Below are 16,577 nucleotides of genomic sequence, written 5' to 3'. Positions count from 1 at the left end.
CCTTCACGTGACAAGACCGCCGGTCCTGCTGGTGATCTCGTAGGCGGATTCGCCAAGGTGCCTTTCGATTGAGTCGATCGAACGGCGTTGAGCCAAATCGATCCGCTCCGCAAAGGGCACTGTCAGCGCCGCGATTGCGTGACCGCTTGTATCGCTGATCGGAAATGCCACCGCATAGAGGCCGCGCACCTGAACGCTCGGGGAAGATTCGAAACCACGTTCCCGTATGGTATCGAGAACAATTTCGATCTGCGGGTCGGCCTGTTCCGGCCGGCGCGCCTCGGATTCGGCGATACGCTGACGGCGCGTGACCTGATCCTGAAAGGCCAGCAGCACGCGGCCGGACGCCGACACGAGTACATCAAGCTCGGCACCGACACGGACACTGAACCCCATACCGCTCGGACTGTCGACCTTGGCGACAACCATCTGTCGCCCCGCAGCATAGACGCTGAGATGGCATGACTGATCGAGTTCCGCCGACAGCTTCTGCATGACCGGCATTGCTTCTGTGAGCAGCCGATGCGTCGGCGGGTTGATGTGCGCCAGCTCGAACAGCTTGGTCGAGAGATGATACTTGTCATCCACATTGACCAGATACCCTCGCTCGACGAGGCAGCTGACCATTCTGTAGAGCTCCCCCACACTGCGCCCGAGAATCCCTGCAATCGTCTTGATCGAAAGCGCGGACTCCGAACGGCAGAGCAGCTCAAGCACATCCAGTCCCTTCTCGAGCGCCGGTGCCGCATAGGCCGGACCCTCGGAAGCTTCCCGTTTCCTGGTCAGTTTCGAACCGTCATTCATCGCACGCGTCCATTCGGAGTCTCTCACTTTCCAGTCTGATGGACTTCAATAATATTGCCGTCCGGATCGTGGAAGAAAATCTGATACCAACCGGCCATCGCCCAGGTTCCATAGTCCGAATAAGGTATCTTCTTCTCTTCAAGACGGCGCTTGAACGCCTCGATATCGTTGGTCCGGAAGCAGAAATGCCCGCGGTCGAGCGGATTGATCACATGGTTCATCCGGAACCCGAGATCAATGTCGCGGCGGGCCAGATGAAACTCGACGGCTCCGTCGGTCACAAAGTCCACATTACCGCCATAACCGGCGTCGTCACTGGCATTGACCCGCTGGTAGTTCACCGAATCGAGTCCGAAGACCGACCGGTAGAATTCCGACGACCGCTGAACGTTCTCGGTGCACAGATTCATGTGATGGAACTGGATCTTCATCGCGCATCTCCTGCCCTAGAGACTTTGAGCGGCCTGCAAAACATGCCGCCTGTGTCCACCGATATATCGGCTTACATAAATCTCATTTGTGAATTTTAATTTCCGTATTTGAAACATCCACGGAGACTTTAGCCCCAAATCGCGGAAACTCGCAATTCATCAAATTCATATTTGCAATAATACAATTAAATATGATTTATTGGGCTTCCCATCATGATGGAAGACTCCCATGTCCGGCACGGAAGAATTTCAGCCTATCCGGCGCACTGAGGTCTGCGCTCTGGGCACGGCGCGCCGGATTGCGGCGATGCTGGATCTCGACCCGGGCCGGTTCAGAGAGGGAGACACTCTGCCCCGCGGCTGGCACTTCCCCATGCTGGCCGGAGAGACCCGGAGATCCGAATTGCGGGGCGACGGTTTCCCCGGCCTCGGTGTGGCCATCCCGGACATGGGTCTGAGCCGACTGGTTCTCGGCGGGCGGCGCGTCACGTTTCTCGCGGACATTCCGATCGGCGCGGCTCTGCAGCGGACGAGCAAGGTCTCATCCCTGACGCGGAAGGAAGCCACTTCAGGCCCGATGGCATTCGTCACCGTCGAGCATAGTTTGGCCGTCGCACAGAACGGCGCTCCCGCCATCGTTGAGGAAGCGACCTATATCCTGCTGGAGGCAGCCGCAAGCGACAGAGCAAAGACGGTCGCGGCTGAGGTCCCCGATGCCGATATCCCCGGCGGCGACCGAAACACAATCGTCATCCCGGACGAGACCCTTCTGTTCCAGTACTCCGCCCTCGGCTTCAATTCGCACAAGATCCACATCGACAAGGCCTACGCTCGTGATGTGGAGGGATATCCGGATCTCGTCGTCAACGGTGGGCTTACGACCCTGTTGCTCAGCGAGTTCGTCAGAAACGACCTGAAGCTGATTCCCCGAAAACTGTCCGTGAAGCACACCGCGCCTTTGTTCTGCGGGAACCCGATCACACTCGCGGCGAACCACGAAACCGATGGCTGGCACCTGAGCGCTTTTGCCACCAATGGTCTCAGAGCCGCCGAAATGAAGCTGGAATGCCAATGACATTCGCTCCTCTCGAAGGCGTTCGGATCCTCGACCTGACAACCGTCGTCGTCGGCCCGGTAACAACCTGGCGGCTCGCCCAATACGGCGCTGAAATCATAAAGGTGGAAAGTCCCGGAGGCGACCTGATGCGCGGGCTCGGCGGGCCATCGCCGACCGGTCAGCATTCGGGGGCCTACCTCCACCTGAACCGGGGCAAGCGCAACATCTGCCTCGACCTCAAGAACCCGGCCAGCCGGGAAATCATGAACCGGCTGGTGCAGACGTCCGATGTGATCATCGCCAATATCCGCCCGGACGCCCTTGAGCGGCTCGGCCTCGACGCCGCGACCATCCGGGACAGATATCCCGACAAGGTTCATTGCCTTATTGCCGGATACGGAACCGACGGCCCCTATGCGGGCCTCCCGACCTATGACAGTGTCGTCCAAGGAGCCACCGGCATGGCTGGACTGACCTATGCCCGTGATGGTGCACCTGCCTACGTCCCGATGCTGATCTGCGATCATGTTGTTGGAGAAATCGCCGCCGGCACCATCATGGCCGCCCTTATGGAGCGCCGTGCGAGCGGAGCAGGCAGCAGTATCGAAATCCCGATGTTCGAGACGATGGCGTCATTCGTCCTGCAGGAGCATCTGGCACAAGCGAGTTTCGATCCGCCTGTCGGGCCGCCGGGCGATCTACGCTTACTGAGTCCGCACAACAAGCCCGTTCAGACCGCGGACGGCTGGATCTCGTTCACCATAAACACCGACCCGCAAGTGCGTGCATTCCTGACGGCGGTCGGGCGCGAGGACTTGCTCGACGACCCCAGATTCTCGTCCGTGGCTGCACGCGCCAAACATGTTGCCGAGTGGTTTGAAGTGCGCGGCGCGCCGTTGACGCACAGGACAACCGACGAATGGCTCCGGATTTTCCGCAAAGCCGATATAGCCGTCATGCCCTGTCACACGCTCGAAAGCCTGCAGGCCGATCCGCACCTGAACGCCGTCGGTCTCGTCCAGTGGGAACAGCATCCGGCTGAAGGAAAATCCGCTGCCCTGCGCTCCACGATACGGGTCGACGGCACCTATCCGTCCAACCGTTCATCTGCCCAGCCACGCGGCTACGAAACCCGCGCAATCCTTGATGAACTCGGATTCAAGCATGAGGAAGCAGAAACCCTGATTGCGTCAGGCGCCGCACATACCGCGCCCGGTGCCCGATCGAAGTGAATATCAACGACCAGCCATGCCGATACCGGGAGGAGAAACCATGCTGCTGAAAGACAAGGTCTGCGTGATTACCGGCGCCGCGTCACCGCGAAGCATCGGTTACGCAACTGCGGAGCTGTTCGCGGCTCACGGCGCCAGGCTGGCCGTTCCCGACATCGCCATGGACGACGATGCGCTGGCCGAAATCAGTGCGCGTATCTCCACGCGCATCGGATCTCCCGCACGCATCTGGGGCGCCAGATGCGATATCCGCAGCGCCGAGGAATGCAAACAGGCCGTCGAAAGTATCGTCATGCAATTCGGAACCATCGATTGCCTGGTGAATTGCGCGGGCATCGTTAAATCCCAGTCTCTGATGTCGATCACCGAGGCTGACTATGATGACATTCTGAACGTCAATTTGAAGGGTACTTTCAACATCTGCAGGAGTGTCCTGGACGTTCTGACGGATCGGGGAAGCGGGTCGATCGTCAACCTCGCCTCAGTGGCGGCGCTGCGCGGCGGCGGGCTGGTCGGGGGCGCGCACTATGCCGCGTCCAAGGGAGGCGTTATCAGCCTGACAAAATCCATCGCCCGGGAATTCGGTCCCTCCGGGATCCGGGCCAATGTTGTCTGCCCGTCCATGGTCGAAACCGGAATGCTCGACGGCAACGTCACACCGGAGATGTTCGACGAGATCGTCTCGGCAATTCCCCTGAAACGCGCCGGAAGGCCGTCCGACATAGCCGGCGCCTGCCTTTACCTAGCATCAGAACTATCAGCCTATGTGACCGGTGCAACCCTCGACGTTAACGGCGGGAGCCACATTCACTGACATCACGGTTGCCGCGCGATTAACCGCGCGGCGCGTGCTTGTTCAGGATGCGTTGCAGGGTCCGGCGGTGCATGCGCAGACGGCGCGCCGTTTCCGAGACATTACGGCCGCATTGCTCGAAGACCCGTTGAATATGCTCCCAGCGCACCCGGTCGGCCGACATCGGATTGTCCGGCGGCGGCGGCAGGGCCTCTTCGTGATCCAGCAGCGCGGCGGCGATTGCATCGGCATCGGCCGGTTTCGGCAGATAATCCACGGCGCCCGCTTTCACGGCGGCGACAGCAGTGGCGATATTGCCGTAACCGGTCAGCATGATGATGCGGGCATCGGGATTGGCTTCCCGCAAGGCGGCAACTACATCGAGCCCGCTGCCATCCGTCAGCCGCATGTCGAGCACCGCATGGGACGGCGCATCGTCGCGTACCGCTTTCAAGCCCTCGGCGACCGAACTTGCGCTGGTCACGGCGAAGCCGCGCTTTTCCATCGCCCGGACAAGCCGGTTGCGAAACGGCTCGTCATCGTCGAGCACCAGAAGCTTGGGGAGTTCGTCACCTGAATTCTGATCGTCTGTCACCAAGTACCTCCGCCTTTCGGGGCCGGTCTGAAGCCAGCTGGCTTATGCTGGGAAATCTGCTCTCGGTCAAGTTGTGCTCACGCCGCTTCCAGATCGCTGCGGCGCCATTCCACCGTGACCCGGGCACCGCCTTCGGCACGATTGGAGAAAGAGAGCGATGCCCCGCCACGCTCCAGCAGGGTCTTTGCAATGAAGATACCAAGGCCCATATGGCCGTCCTTGCCGGCCCGGCTGGAGACATAGGGCTCGCCCAGCCGGTCCAGCACCAGGGACGCAAATCCGGGCCCGTCATCCTCGATGATGACCGAGGCTGTCTGCTCATCCCAATAGACCGTGATTTCCACGGTTTCCGCCGCAAACTGCACCGCGTTCTGGACCAGCGTGCCGATGCCCTGGTTAATCTCCGGCGTCAGCACCACCCGCGGCTGATCCGTTATTGCCGCCCCTTCATCGGCTGCGAGATCCAGCGCGCCGTCCGGTCCGTGCTGCTCAATGATGACAACAATCTCGTCCCGTTGATGCGGCGCTGCTGCGGCTTCGACCATGGCGCTGAAGGGCATGGACTTGAACGGGCCCATCGTTTCCTGATCCGGCTGACGGGAAAGCTGGGTCAGGATGTCGCGGCACCGCGCTGTCTCGCTCAGCAACAGATCGACATCGTCGCCCCATTCACTGCCTTCCGGCAGATCCTTGCGCAACTCGCGGGCGACAACCGCAATGGTACTGAGCGGCGTGCCGAGTTCATGCGCCGCCGCCGCCGCCAGACCGCCGAGAGCCGAGAGCTGCTGCTCACGCGACAAGGCCAGCCGCGTTGCTCCCAATGCGTCCGACATGCGCCGCGCATCCCGGCTGACCCGGTAGGTGTATCCGGCGATGAACAAGGTGGTGATGACAATCGCCATCCACAGGCCGAACACGTAGACGTTCGGTAATTCCAGCCCTTCACGGGGCCAGGGCAGCGGCTGATGCACCACGGCCAGCACCGAGGCGGAAACGAGCGCGAGGAAACTCAGCCAGATCGTCGCCGCGCCGGAGAGAATTGTAGCGGAGACGGTAACCGGCGCGATCAGCATCAGCGCGAACGGGTTTTCCAGCCCGCCAGTCCAGTACAGCAGATAGCCGAGCTGGGCGATGTCGAAAGCGAGCCCGAAGGCCGCCGCGCGGGTCGTTTGCGCTCGGCCGGCCTGCCGCACCCCCTCGATGGCGAGATTGTAGAGCGCACCAGCAGCGACGATCCCAAGCGTGATTTCCAATGGCAGCGGGAACCCGAGACCGTAATGCACGACGAGCAGACTGATGAGCTGCCCCATCAGGGCCACCCAACGGATTGTCGTCAGGGTTCGTGCGCCCGCAGGCCCAAGCCCGAAGCGATCCTCGAAATCTCCGGCACTGTTTCGCTGGTCAGCCACGCGGCTTCATTTCCATCGGCCTCTCGATCATCCCGCAAACGATTGCGTCATTGTCCAGTAGCACGGCTCGGGCTAAGGTCGCGACGCTGATTTAGGCACATCCGAACGAACTCCCACGAGCACAACAGCATGAGCAAGACGGTCATCGAGGTTCGAGACCTGACCAAGCGCTACGGTGAGGTTCACGCCGTCCGCGGGGTCAGTTTCTCAGTCAATGCCGGAGTCACCATCGGCCTGCTCGGCGGCAACGGGGCGGGGAAGACGACCACGATAACGATGATGCTGGGCCTGCTGGAGCCGAGCAGCGGCGGCGTCTCGATTCTTGGCTGTGACATGGCAAAGGACCGCTACCGGGCCCTGCCTTACATGAATTTCTCATCGCCCTATGTCGACTTGCCGCACCGGCTGACCGTTCGGGAGAATATGCGGATCTATGCCGGGCTCTATTCGGTACCGGAGCCGAAGGCGCGCATCGCAGAGCTGGCGGAACAGCTGCACATGACCGACTTCATGAACCGCCCGTCGGGCAAGCTCTCGGCCGGGCAGAAAACCCGTGTGGCTCTCGCCAAGGCGTTGATCAACAAGCCGCGCGTGCTGCTGCTTGACGAGCCGACCGCCTCGCTCGACCCGGACACCGCCGACTGGATCCGGGGATATCTGGAAGATTATCAGCGCGAAACCGGCGCCACCGTCCTGCTCGCCTCGCACAACATGCAGGAAGTCGAGCGGCTCTGCAGCGACGTGCTGATGATGCGTCAGGGCACGATCGTCGACCGGGGCAGTCCGTCGGAGCTGCTATCGAAATACGGACGCCGGACCATGGATGAAGTCTTTCTCGACGTCGCGCGCCAGACCGGCGTTGCGGCGGATCACGGCGATGGTGAAGATCGGGGCACGACATGAGCGCGGATCTCGATTTCACCCCGCCGCCGGCGTCCCTGTTCAACGCAGGCCGCATCTGGGCAATGGTACTCCGCTACTTCTACCTGATGCGCGGATCCTGGCCCCGTCTGCTGGAAATGGCCTACTGGCCGACCATGCAGATGATCCAGTGGGGTTTCGTCACCAAATTCTTCCTCGACCAGTCGAGCTGGGTTGCGCAGGCCGCCGGGGTGCTGCTGGCGGGCGTGTTGCTCTGGGATATCCTGTTCCGGGGCCAGATGGGCTTCTCGCTCTGCTTCCTTGAGGAAATGTGGTCGCGCAATCTCGGCCACCTGTTCGTCAGCCCGCTCCGGCCGCATGAATTCGTCATCACGCTGATGGTGATGAGCCTGGTGCGCACGCTGATCGGCGCCCTGCCGCCTGCCCTGCTGGCCATCGTGTTTTACGATTTCTCGATTTTCTCGATCGGCCCGCCGCTATTCGCCTTCATGGCCTGCCTGTTCTTCATGGCCTGGGGCATCGCCCTGGCAGTGATCGGCATCATCCTGCGTTTTGGGCTTGGCGCCGAAAGCCTCGCCTGGGTGCTGGTCTTCGCCTTCGCGCCGATCTCGGCCGTCTATTACCCGGTCTCGGTGATGCCCGAATGGCTGCAGATGGTCGCTTGGGCGACACCCTCCGCCTATGTCTTCGAAGGCATGCGCGCGGTGCTGTTCGAGGGCACCTTCCCCCTCGACCTGCTGGCCGGAGCCATGATGCTGAATGTGGTGTATTTCGTGATCGGAGCAGGGGTTTTCTGGCTAGCCTATCGCAGTGCCCGCAAGGAAGGCCGGCTCCTACAGGTCGGCGAGTAGGTCAGGTGGCCGAGTAGAGCGGCGCCAGCTTCTCCCGCAGGCCCGCCACCAGCGGATCGCCCGAGGTCAGGATATAGAGCGCGGATTCGTGCAGGTTGACGAGATGCATCGCCGTCATCGTCAGCTCGCGGGCCAGCAGCTGACGATAGAGATCCTCGATCGGCACCGGCACGGTCTCGATATCCTCGGCGTCATCGAATGCGGTCTCACCGGTGATCCGGGCGCCGACTGCAAGGAAGCTGAAACAGGTATTGGTCATCACGGCAGCGTTCGGATACATCCGACCCGTCTGCACCCAGTGCGGAGCCTCGGCGCCGGTCTCCTCGCGCAGCTCCCGCTTGGCCGTGCCCATCGGCTCGGTCTCGCCCGGATCGACTGTGCCACTCGGCAGGCCGAACACGACCTCTCCGATACCATGCCGGTATTCCCGCACCATCAGCACCTGATGGTCCTCGGTCACCGCGACCATATTCACCCAGTTCGGCAGCTCGATCACATGGTAGGGATCGACGATTTGGCCGTGCGGCGTCTCGCATTTGTCCATGCGGTGAGCCAAGAACCGGTCGCTGTATTCGATAGTGCTGTTGAGCACGCGCCAGGGTTTCGGCATGGGAGCTCCGGACGCGTTAGGCCGGGCCACTGACACCGGCATCGGCGAAGGTCGCCATACCTGTGTGGCAAGCCACCGCCGATTTCAGGATACCAATAGCCAGCGCCGCGCCGGAGCCCTCGCCCAGCCGCATGCCAAGATCGAGGATCGGCTCCTTGCCGATCTTCTCCAGCAGCAGCCTGTGGCCCGGCTCGGCGGAGCAATGGGCAACCTGGCAATGCTCGATGCTGCGCGGATCGGCGGCATGCAGAACAGCGGCGGCGGCCGTACAGGCATAACCGTCCAGCAGAACCGGCACCCGCGCCATGCGGGCGGCCAGCACAGCACCCGCGATTGCCGCAAGCTCAAGTCCGCCGACGGCGGCGAAGAGTTCAAGCGGGTCCTGGGTCCGGGCCTTATGCAGCGCGACGCCATCGGCAACCGCCTTCACCTTGGCGCTGAAGGCATCGCCGGTCACCCCGGTGCCGGGACCGGTCCAGTCTTCAGCAGTGCCGCCATAGAGCGCGTGGCAGATCGCGGCGGCGGAGGTCGAGTTGCCGATCCCCATCTCGCCGAGGCAAAGCAGGTCGATGCCCGGCTCCACGCCCATCATGCCGTAGGCCATGGCCTTGGCGCAGTCGCCGGTTTCCATCGCCGCTTCTTCGGTGAAATCCGCCGTCGGCTGGTCGAGCGCCATCTCGTAGACCCGGAGATCGGCATCGAAAAGCTGGGCCAGCTGGTTCACGGCGGCACCGCCGGAAATGAAGTTCTGCACCATCTGTGCGGTGACCGCCGACGGGTAGGCGGAAACACCCTTGGCGGTTACTCCGTGATTGGCGGCGAAGACACAGATCCGGGGGTGCTCGACAGTCGGCGGGTATTTGCCCTGCCAGGCCGCCATCCAGCGCGTCAGCTCCTCAAGCCGGCCGAGCGAGCCGGAGGGCTTCGTCAGTTGCGCTTCACGGCTGACCGCCGCAGTGCCCGCCTCGAGGTCTGCCGGAGGCAGGGTGCGGAACAGGCCGCGGATTTCGTCGAAGGTCGCATTCTCGGGCGAAAAACGTTCGTCGCTCATGGTTTATCACAGGGAGCTGTTCTTTGGGATGCCGCCCCCTATACAGGCGATCCGCCCCTGTGCATAGTCCGGGGACGACGCCGGGCGGCGGCGTGGAACGGATTGGACCAACGGGATTCTGGCAGTCATGGCGAGCGAAAAACCAGCTTCGGTCTGGCGCCCCTGGTGGGTCGACGACCTGCTCCACGCCCTGATGTTTCTGACCCGGCTACCGGTGCCGGCACCGGCGCGTGCCGACCGGCCACTGATGCATACCGGCTGGGCCTTCCCGATCGTCGGGCTGCTGATCGGGGCGCTTGGCGGCGGCGCCCTCTGGCTCGGCGCCCATGCCGGAATTCCGCTGCTCGCGGCCGCCCTGATCGCCCTCGCCCTGACCGCCTTCCTGACAGGCGCGTTGCACGAAGACGGCCTTGCCGATTTGGCGGACGGGTTCGGCGGCGGCGGCACGAAAGAGCGGAAAATCGAGATCATGCGGGACAGCCGGGTCGGCTCCTACGGTGTGCTGGCGCTCGTCATCTCCACCGTCATCAAGGCCGCCTGCCTCGCCAACCTCGCCATCGCCGCGCCGTGGCTCGCCGCGTTCGGCCTCGCGGCAGCACATGTTTTGGGGCGCACGGCGATCCTGCCAATCGCCTATAGTCTCGCGCCCGCCACCGCGACCGGCCTTGGCAGCGGCGCCGGTCGGGCAAAACCGGTGACCACCGGCCTCTGCCTTGCGCTCGGCACGCTGTTGTCCTTCTCCCTGCTGCCCGGCACCGGTTTCATCGCCGCCCTTGCCGCCACGGCGTTTGCCGGAGGCGCGACGGCACTGCTCGCGAAGCGGCAGATCGGCGGCTATACCGGCGACGTGCTCGGCGGCAGCGAGCAGATCGTCGAATGTTTTGTCCTGATTGCCCTGACTATGCTCCCGGTTGGGCTCCCGGCGGGCGCGGCAGGTCTCGGCTGGCCCGCGTGAAGCCGACCCGCTGGCATTTGCTCCGACACGCCCCGGCAGCGGTCGAAAAAGGCACCGTCTACGGGCGCACGGACGTGCCTGCAATCCCCCAGGACCCGGCACTTCTGAAGCGGATCGCCACACAGCTTCCACCAGACAGCCTACTGGTCACGACACCGCTGCGCCGCACGGCCGAGACGGCGGACATGCTGGAAGCGACAGGCTGGGCTCCCCGGAACCGGATCGTTGAAGCCGCTTTCGCCGAGCAGGATTTCGGCACCTGGGAAGGAACCACCCACGATACTCTGGGCCATCAGGGTTCGGCGGACTATGCGGCCTTCTGGGACAACCCGGCCCGTAACCGGCCTCCCAACGGGGAAAGTTTCGCCGATCTGATGGCGCGGGCATCCGCCGCCTTTGCCATTCTGACGAATACCCATCCGGCACAGGATATCGTGCTGATCGGCCATGGCGGCTCGATCAGGGCCATTGTCGCGACAATCCTGGGGATGACACCGGAGAACGCGCTGGCGCTGGAAATATCGCCGCTTTCTCTCTGCCTCGCCGACCATGCGGGAACCGAAGAGGCTACTGGCGCGTTATCCCCCTGGAGACTACGCGGACTCAACATCAGTGCCGGTTTTTGAGCTAACAAAGCGGGCTTCGAGCCCCATCTATCAGACACCATGCAGAGCAAAGCCATGAGGAGATCAGGCATGCGGTACGGTTTTCTTGCGGCGATCCTTTTCGCGACGACTCTTTTCGGAACCACGGCACGAGCCGAAGACGCCTCGATGACGGTGGAACGGGCTGGGACAACGCTGCGCGATCTGACCAGCGATCCGAACGTCGTCGGCCCGGTTAGCGACTATCTGAAACGGTCAAAGGGCGTGCTCATCATTCCCCAGCTGGTGAAAGCCGGCTTCGTGGTCGGCGGCGAATATGGCGAGGGCGTTCTGCTCGCCCGCAAGGGTGCCGGCGACTGGAGCGACCCCGCGTTCTACTCCCTGGCGGCGGGCAGTATCGGCTTTCAGATCGGTGTCGAGGCCAAACAGGTCCTGCTGGTGGTGATGACGGAGAAAGGCCTGAACTCGCTCATGAGCGACCAGGTGAAGTTCGGCGCAGATGCCAGCATCGCCGTCGGCACTATCGGTGGCGGTGTCGGGGCATCCAGCGCCGGTTCTCTCGGCGCGGATTTCATTGCTTTCTCGAAATCAAAGGGGCTGTTCGGCGGCGGCGCCCTCGACGGCGCGGTGATCCAGACCCAGCCGGAAAAGAATGAGACGTTTTACCGCACCGCCGCCAGCCCCAAGCAAATCCTTATAGAACGCCGCTTCAGCTCGGACGAGGCGGCACAATTGCGCGAGACGCTCTCGCAATTCTGAAGCAACGGCCTATACCTATAGTCCTGATCACTTCGTCCACCAGCGCCCGGATCTGACATGTCGAAACGGACCTTCTTCTTCCTCGTCGGCTTTCTCGTCCTTGCCCTCGCAGGATCCATCGCTGCCGGTTACTGGATCGTCAGCGGCGGCCGGATCGCCGGGCAAGACAGCGCGGCGGATCTTGTCGGCGGTCCCTTCAGCCTGACCGACGAGACCGGGGCGACATTGACGAACGAAGATCTCAAGGGCCGCTATATGCTGGTCTTCTTCGGCTACACCTACTGCCCGGATGTCTGCCCGACGACGCTGACGGTGATGACCCAGGCCCTCGACATGCTGGATCCGAAGGTGGCCGACCAGGTCGAGCCGGTCTTCATCACCATCGACCCCAAACGGGACACAGCCGCCGCGCTGGGCGATTACAGCCAGCATTTCCACGACAAGATCCATTACCTGACCGGCACGCCGGAGCAGATCGCGGATGTCGCCAAGGCTTACCGGGTGTTCTACCAGAAGGTCGAGAGCGAAGACTTCAGCGACTATCTGATGGATCATTCCACCATCACCTACCTGATGGGACCGAACGGACGCTATGTCAGCCATTTCGGCTTCGACACCACACCGGAAGACATCGCCAAGGATCTGACAAAGCGCATCGCAGGCTGACGCCAAAGTCGCACGGCAGTTCTTCCGTATCGTGGTGCGGCCCTCGCTTGAATGGAATCCCGCGCGGGACTAAGCTCCGGCTTCTTTTTGCCCTTCCATACCTAAGGAGAGCGCGCATGAGCACGAGCCCGCGCATCAAGGGTGTCATGGCCGCCGGCCTGACCGCCTTTAACAACGATCTTTCGGTTGATACCGACCTTACCCTCGACCATACCCGCTGGCTTCTGGACAGCGGCTGCGACGGTGTGCTGCTGTTCGGCACCACCGGCGAAGCAAACTCGCTGTCCGTTGAGGAGCGGCTGACCTTCCTCGATAAGCTCGGCGCGTCCGATCTGCCGAAGGACAAGCTGATGATCGGCACCGGCTGCTGCGCGCTGCCGGACACGGTTGCCCTGACCAAGGCCTCCCTCGATATCGGTATCGAGCATGTCCTGATGCTGCCGCCGTTCTATTACAAGAACCCGAGCGACGAGGGTCTGTTCACCCACTTCTCCCGCACCTTCGAGGCCATCGGCAGCGATGCGATGAAGGTCTATCTCTATCACTTCCCGCAGATGTCCGCGGTGCCGTTCAGCCATGAGCTGATCGCCCGGATGCTGAAGGAATTCCCGAACACCGTCTGCGGTGTGAAGGACAGCTCCGGTGATTTCGAGAACATGAAGGCGATGGCCGAAAAGTTCCCGGGCTTCGACGTCTTCGCGGGGACAGAGCGCTATCTGCTCGACACCCTGAAGGCCGGTGGCGTCGGCACCATCACAGCGACGGGCAATGTCACGGTCGGCGGTTGCGCCAAGGTCTTTGCCGCCTGGAAAGCCGGCTCGGCCGATGCTGAGGCGCTGCAGGACCAGCTCACCAAAGAGCGCCTGACCCTGCAGAACTATCCGGCAGCCGCCGCGCTGAAGGAACTGCTGGCGAAGAACAGCGGCAAGGCAAGCTGGCGCAATGTCCGCGCCCCGTTCATGCCGCTCCCGGCCGAAAAAGCCGCTTCGCTGGTGTCTGAGCTGGACGCAGTGAACTTCGCCCTTCCGGCGAAAGCCGCCTGAGCCACATAACGATCTGATCAAGAGAGCGCCCCGGGTTCCGCCCGGGGCGTTTTTCTTTTCAGCGCGCCCGTCGTCCGATATTCACCAGAACCAACGAGGTAAAGACGCAGCCGACGGCGGCCCAGATCCAGGCCGAATGGATCTCTCCGAAGACGACCCAGCCCCAGAACAGGCCGAACAGGGTCACGATATAGGACACCAGGCTGAGGAAAACCGGCCCGGCGCGTTTCAGGATTTCGAAATAGAGAATGTAGGCGACGGACGAGATGCAGATCTGTCCGAGCATGGCGTAATCCGTTGGGCCGGGGTCCGCCATCAGCGGGTAGAAGCCGTCCACCGCCAGCATCAGCGGCAGCGTCGCCAGAGAGGCCACGATCAGCATGCCGCGCGCCGCCGCAAGTGAATGCGTGCCCTCTGGCCGCATCCGGTCGCTGAAGATCCCGCTGCAGGCGTACAGAGCCGGGGTCAGGAAGGCCAGCAGCACCCAGGGCACCATGTCCGGTGACGGCAGACTGGTCTTCGGCAGAACCATCAGCAGGGCGCCAACCAGACCGAGGCCAATACCCACCGCGCTGTTCCAGCGAAAGCCCTCGATCCGGAGGCCGACGGCCAGCACGTAGCCCAGCACCGGCACGGTCGAGACCACCGTACTCATCACGCCTGCCGGAATATATTTCGCTGTCGTAATGATGTTGATGTTCGGCAGCACAAGGCCGATCACCGCCGCGCCCAGGAAGAACACCAGATGGCCCCGGCTGAGATCGAACGCGATGCCCTTTCGGTAGCAGACCAGGGTAAGAAACAGCGCCGCGCCGGTCGATTGCATCCAGGCATAGGCAAAGGGATGCACGCCGCCTATCGCCGCCACTTTCGAGAGCGAAAAGGACAGCCCCCAGAGGCCGCCGAGACCGACCAGCATGATGGTCGGCACAATCAGGCCCGGATCGATCAGACCGGTTTCTGTCTTTTTGTCAGACATGCGGTACCTCGGGTGAGCCGCTTGGGTTGAGCTGCTTGTGGCCTCAGAACGGCCAGACAACCGGCAGCAGGGGCACCGCCACTGCCATGATCAGAAAATCGAGCGGCAGGCCGACTCGCCAGTAATCCCCGAATTTATACCCTGCGGGGCCCATCACCAGCAGATTGTTCTGGTGCCCGATCGGGGTCAGGAAGGCACTGGACGAGCCTATAGCAACCGCCATCAGAAGCGGGTCTGCATTGACCGAGAGCTGCTCGGAGATGCCGAGCGCGACCGGCGCCATGACCAGCGCCGTCGCCGCGTTGTTCATCATGTCGGTCAGGAACATGGTCACCACCAGCAAGAGCGCCAGCACCAGATAGAGCGAGACATCCGCCACAGCACTCGCCATGGCTCCGGCGATCAGCCCTGCCGCCCCGGTTTCATGCATCGCCGTGCCGACGGGTATCATCGCTCCCAGCAACACCACAATTTGCCAGTCTATGGCGTCATAGACCTCGCTCATGGAGATATTGTCGGACAGCACCATGACCGCAAGACCGGCCGCAAGCGTCACGGCAGCTGGCAGAATACCCAGACTGGCGGCGACGATCGCGGCCAGAAACAGCAGCGCAGGGATCAGGATTTTCGGCCGTTCCAGGCTCATCTGCCGCTGCGCCAGGGGCAGGCAGCCGAGGGAGGAAATCGTGCCGTAGATCTGGTCGCTGTCGCCCTGCAGCATCAGCACGTCGCCTGCCCGGAACCGCACGTCGCGCAGCCGGGTATTGATCGGCGCCCCGCCGCGGGCCACCCCGAGCAGGTTCAGCCCGTAACGCGAGCGCAGGCGGAGCATGGCGGCGCTCCGGCCCTCGATCCAGGCGCGCGGCGGCATCACCGCCTCGACCACGGCGAGCTCCCCGTTTTCCGGCATATCGGACTTGATGGCATCGAGTTCCTTGGCATCGACCAGCTCGAGGCCCTTCTGCACCGCCGCCTCGATCTGTTCGGCGGAGCCGTGGGCCAAGAGAAGATCGCCTTCGGCCAGAGGTTCGCGGGTCAGCCTGCGGACCACTCGCTCGTTGTCGCGCAGCAATGCAAGCACAGTCGGCCGCCCGCTGTCTTCGTTGCGGTCGCCGAGCGCCCGGATGGTCTGTCCGATCAGGCGCGAATCGGCGGGAACCCTGAACTCCGTGACATAACTGGAAAGCTCGAAAAGGCGCTTTCCCTCGTCATTGGCGCGCCGGTTCGGCACCAGCCTGATACCGATGAAAACCAGATAGATAATGCCGACGACGGCGACCGCGAGGCCGACCGGCAGGAAATCGAACATCTGGAAGGCCTCGCCCGTTACCTTGTGGCGATAGTCGGCGATGATGATGTTCGGCGGCGTGCCGATCAGGGTGATCATGCCACCCAGCAACGAGGCGAAGGACAGCGGCATCAGCAGCCGGGACGGCGAAAGCCCGGCCTTGCGCGCGACCGACAGGGTGATCGGCATCAACAGCGCCAGCGCGCCGACATTGTTCATGACGCTGGACATCACCCCGGCCAGCCCGATCAGCGAGAAGGTCTTCGCCCGGTCCGACTTGGTGCGCTGGGCGATGCGCTCCGCGATCACACCGACCGCACCGGAGCGGGTCAGCGCCGCCGACATACCGAGCACGGCCACTACCGTTATGACGGCCGGATGACCGAAACCGGCAAAGGCCGTCAGCGGATCGACGACGCCGGCCGCCACCGAAAGCAACAGTGCCAGCATGGCAACGAGATCAATCCGGTACCGCCCCCAGATGAAGGCAGCAAGGGCGCCAACGATGATGGCGAGGATAGCAATCTGATCAAATGTCATTGCCGAGCTATACCGTCCCCACGCGCT

At 62.7% G+C, this 16,577-nt stretch carries 18 protein-coding genes; 10 read left to right on the top strand and 8 right to left on the bottom strand.

Annotation, left to right across the window (positions count from 1 at the left end):
• Positions 1–3 precede the first annotated feature (3 nt).
• A complete protein-coding gene (locus VOI22_RS18960) occupies positions 4–804 on the bottom strand; it encodes an IclR family transcriptional regulator (protein WP_323797998.1) in 801 nt (266 codons plus the stop codon).
• 23 nt (positions 805–827) lie between these two features.
• Positions 828–1,235: a VOC family protein gene (locus VOI22_RS18955; RefSeq protein WP_193172498.1), complete on the bottom strand. Its 408-nt coding sequence runs from the start codon at positions 1,233–1,235 to the stop codon at positions 828–830.
• A gap of 229 nt (positions 1,236–1,464) precedes the next feature.
• On the opposite strand from VOI22_RS18955, the gene VOI22_RS18950 reads away from it, so the two are divergent.
• The 3 genes from VOI22_RS18950 to VOI22_RS18940 are packed head-to-tail and all read left to right on the top strand — an operon-like array spanning position 1,465 to position 4,338.
• Positions 1,465–2,310, top strand: coding sequence for an FAS1-like dehydratase domain-containing protein (locus VOI22_RS18950; protein ID WP_323797997.1), 846 nt, complete (start codon positions 1,465–1,467; stop codon positions 2,308–2,310).
• On the top strand, positions 2,307–3,524 hold the full coding sequence (locus VOI22_RS18945) for a CoA transferase (protein WP_323797996.1): 1,218 nt from the start codon (positions 2,307–2,309) through the stop codon (positions 3,522–3,524). The genes VOI22_RS18950 and VOI22_RS18945 overlap by 4 nt, the downstream gene beginning before the upstream one ends.
• 40 nt (positions 3,525–3,564) lie before the next feature.
• The gene (locus VOI22_RS18940) at positions 3,565–4,338 is read left to right on the top strand and encodes an SDR family NAD(P)-dependent oxidoreductase (RefSeq protein WP_323797995.1); all 774 of its coding nucleotides are present in this window, start codon (positions 3,565–3,567) and stop codon (positions 4,336–4,338) included.
• A gap of 19 nt (positions 4,339–4,357) precedes the next feature.
• Here VOI22_RS18940 and VOI22_RS18935 read toward each other — a convergent pair whose 3' ends face one another.
• Both VOI22_RS18935 and VOI22_RS18930 read right to left on the bottom strand, forming a co-directional pair.
• Positions 4,358–4,912, bottom strand: coding sequence for an ActR/PrrA/RegA family redox response regulator transcription factor (locus VOI22_RS18935; RefSeq protein ID WP_028466332.1), 555 nt, complete (start codon positions 4,910–4,912; stop codon positions 4,358–4,360).
• A gap of 77 nt (positions 4,913–4,989) precedes the next feature.
• Positions 4,990–6,321: an ActS/PrrB/RegB family redox-sensitive histidine kinase gene (locus tag VOI22_RS18930; RefSeq protein WP_323797994.1), complete on the bottom strand. Its 1,332-nt coding sequence runs from the start codon at positions 6,319–6,321 to the stop codon at positions 4,990–4,992.
• Between the two features lie 129 nt (positions 6,322–6,450).
• On the opposite strand from VOI22_RS18930, the gene VOI22_RS18925 reads away from it, so the two are divergent.
• Together VOI22_RS18925 and VOI22_RS18920 are read left to right on the top strand one after the other, a co-directional pair.
• Positions 6,451–7,224 carry an ABC transporter ATP-binding protein gene (locus VOI22_RS18925; protein WP_323797993.1) on the top strand — a complete coding sequence of 258 codons (774 nt, stop codon included), beginning with the start codon at positions 6,451–6,453 and terminating at the stop codon, positions 7,222–7,224.
• Positions 7,221–8,054, top strand: coding sequence for an ABC transporter permease (locus tag VOI22_RS18920; protein WP_323797992.1), 834 nt, complete (start codon positions 7,221–7,223; stop codon positions 8,052–8,054). Before VOI22_RS18925 ends, VOI22_RS18920 begins: the two co-directional genes overlap by 4 nt.
• Position 8,055: 1 nt before the next feature.
• Here VOI22_RS18920 and VOI22_RS18915 read toward each other — a convergent pair whose 3' ends face one another.
• Positions 8,056–8,664, bottom strand: a complete 609-nt coding sequence (locus VOI22_RS18915; RefSeq protein ID WP_323797991.1) for an NUDIX hydrolase — start codon at positions 8,662–8,664, stop codon at positions 8,056–8,058.
• Positions 8,665–8,680: 16 nt separating this feature from the next.
• Positions 8,681–9,715, bottom strand: coding sequence for a nicotinate-nucleotide--dimethylbenzimidazole phosphoribosyltransferase (gene cobT, locus VOI22_RS18910; RefSeq protein WP_323797990.1), 1,035 nt, complete (start codon positions 9,713–9,715; stop codon positions 8,681–8,683).
• 127 nt (positions 9,716–9,842) lie between these two features.
• Between cobT and cobS the strand changes: the two genes are divergently transcribed.
• The 5 genes from cobS (at position 9,843) to VOI22_RS18885 (ending at position 13,743) form a co-directional block, all read left to right on the top strand.
• Positions 9,843–10,670, top strand: coding sequence for an adenosylcobinamide-GDP ribazoletransferase (gene cobS, locus VOI22_RS18905; RefSeq protein ID WP_323797989.1), 828 nt, complete (start codon positions 9,843–9,845; stop codon positions 10,668–10,670).
• On the top strand, positions 10,667–11,296 hold the full coding sequence (locus tag VOI22_RS18900; protein ID WP_323797988.1) for a histidine phosphatase family protein: 630 nt from the start codon (positions 10,667–10,669) through the stop codon (positions 11,294–11,296). The genes cobS and VOI22_RS18900 overlap by 4 nt, the downstream gene beginning before the upstream one ends.
• A 69-nt stretch (positions 11,297–11,365) precedes the next feature.
• The gene (locus tag VOI22_RS18895; protein ID WP_323797987.1) at positions 11,366–12,034 is read left to right on the top strand and encodes a lipid-binding SYLF domain-containing protein; all 669 of its coding nucleotides are present in this window, start codon (positions 11,366–11,368) and stop codon (positions 12,032–12,034) included.
• A 57-nt stretch (positions 12,035–12,091) separates the two neighbouring features.
• Positions 12,092–12,700: an SCO family protein gene (locus VOI22_RS18890; RefSeq protein ID WP_323797986.1), complete on the top strand. Its 609-nt coding sequence runs from the start codon at positions 12,092–12,094 to the stop codon at positions 12,698–12,700.
• 116 nt (positions 12,701–12,816) lie between these two features.
• On the top strand, positions 12,817–13,743 hold the full coding sequence (locus VOI22_RS18885) for a dihydrodipicolinate synthase family protein (RefSeq protein ID WP_323797985.1): 927 nt from the start codon (positions 12,817–12,819) through the stop codon (positions 13,741–13,743).
• A gap of 58 nt (positions 13,744–13,801) precedes the next feature.
• Here the strand turns inward: VOI22_RS18885 and VOI22_RS18880 are convergent, their stop codons facing one another.
• Together VOI22_RS18880 and VOI22_RS18875 are read right to left on the bottom strand one after the other, a co-directional pair.
• Positions 13,802–14,722, bottom strand: a complete 921-nt coding sequence (locus VOI22_RS18880; protein ID WP_323797984.1) for a DMT family transporter — start codon at positions 14,720–14,722, stop codon at positions 13,802–13,804.
• Between the two features lie 43 nt (positions 14,723–14,765).
• A complete protein-coding gene (locus VOI22_RS18875) occupies positions 14,766–16,550 on the bottom strand; it encodes an SLC13 family permease (protein WP_323797983.1) in 1,785 nt (594 codons plus the stop codon).
• Positions 16,551–16,577: the final 27 nt, after the last annotated feature.

Source organism: Nisaea sp., assembly GCF_034670185.1.
Taxonomy (GTDB): domain Bacteria; phylum Pseudomonadota; class Alphaproteobacteria; order Thalassobaculales; family Thalassobaculaceae; genus Nisaea.
The sequence above is the reverse complement of the archived record's forward strand: the minus strand, read 5'-3'. Positions and strand labels throughout refer to the sequence as shown.

Coding starts and splice junctions, on each gene's coding strand:
- VOI22_RS18960 (WP_323797998.1), bottom strand. CDS start 804: ATGAATGACGGTTCGAAACTGACCAGGAAACGGGAAGCTTCCGAGGGT.
- VOI22_RS18955 (WP_193172498.1), bottom strand. CDS start 1,235: ATGAAGATCCAGTTCCATCACATGAATCTGTGCACCGAGAACGTTCAG.
- VOI22_RS18950 (WP_323797997.1), top strand. CDS start 1,465: ATGTCCGGCACGGAAGAATTTCAGCCTATCCGGCGCACTGAGGTCTGC.
- VOI22_RS18945 (WP_323797996.1), top strand. CDS start 2,307: ATGACATTCGCTCCTCTCGAAGGCGTTCGGATCCTCGACCTGACAACC.
- VOI22_RS18940 (WP_323797995.1), top strand. CDS start 3,565: ATGCTGCTGAAAGACAAGGTCTGCGTGATTACCGGCGCCGCGTCACCG.
- VOI22_RS18925 (WP_323797993.1), top strand. CDS start 6,451: ATGAGCAAGACGGTCATCGAGGTTCGAGACCTGACCAAGCGCTACGGT.
- VOI22_RS18920 (WP_323797992.1), top strand. CDS start 7,221: ATGAGCGCGGATCTCGATTTCACCCCGCCGCCGGCGTCCCTGTTCAAC.
- VOI22_RS18915 (WP_323797991.1), bottom strand. CDS start 8,664: ATGCCGAAACCCTGGCGCGTGCTCAACAGCACTATCGAATACAGCGAC.
- cobT (WP_323797990.1), bottom strand. CDS start 9,715: ATGAGCGACGAACGTTTTTCGCCCGAGAATGCGACCTTCGACGAAATC.
- cobS (WP_323797989.1), top strand. CDS start 9,843: ATGGCGAGCGAAAAACCAGCTTCGGTCTGGCGCCCCTGGTGGGTCGAC.
- VOI22_RS18895 (WP_323797987.1), top strand. CDS start 11,366: ATGCGGTACGGTTTTCTTGCGGCGATCCTTTTCGCGACGACTCTTTTC.
- VOI22_RS18890 (WP_323797986.1), top strand. CDS start 12,092: ATGTCGAAACGGACCTTCTTCTTCCTCGTCGGCTTTCTCGTCCTTGCC.
- VOI22_RS18885 (WP_323797985.1), top strand. CDS start 12,817: ATGAGCACGAGCCCGCGCATCAAGGGTGTCATGGCCGCCGGCCTGACC.
- VOI22_RS18880 (WP_323797984.1), bottom strand. CDS start 14,722: ATGTCTGACAAAAAGACAGAAACCGGTCTGATCGATCCGGGCCTGATT.
- VOI22_RS18875 (WP_323797983.1), bottom strand. CDS start 16,550: ATGACATTTGATCAGATTGCTATCCTCGCCATCATCGTTGGCGCCCTT.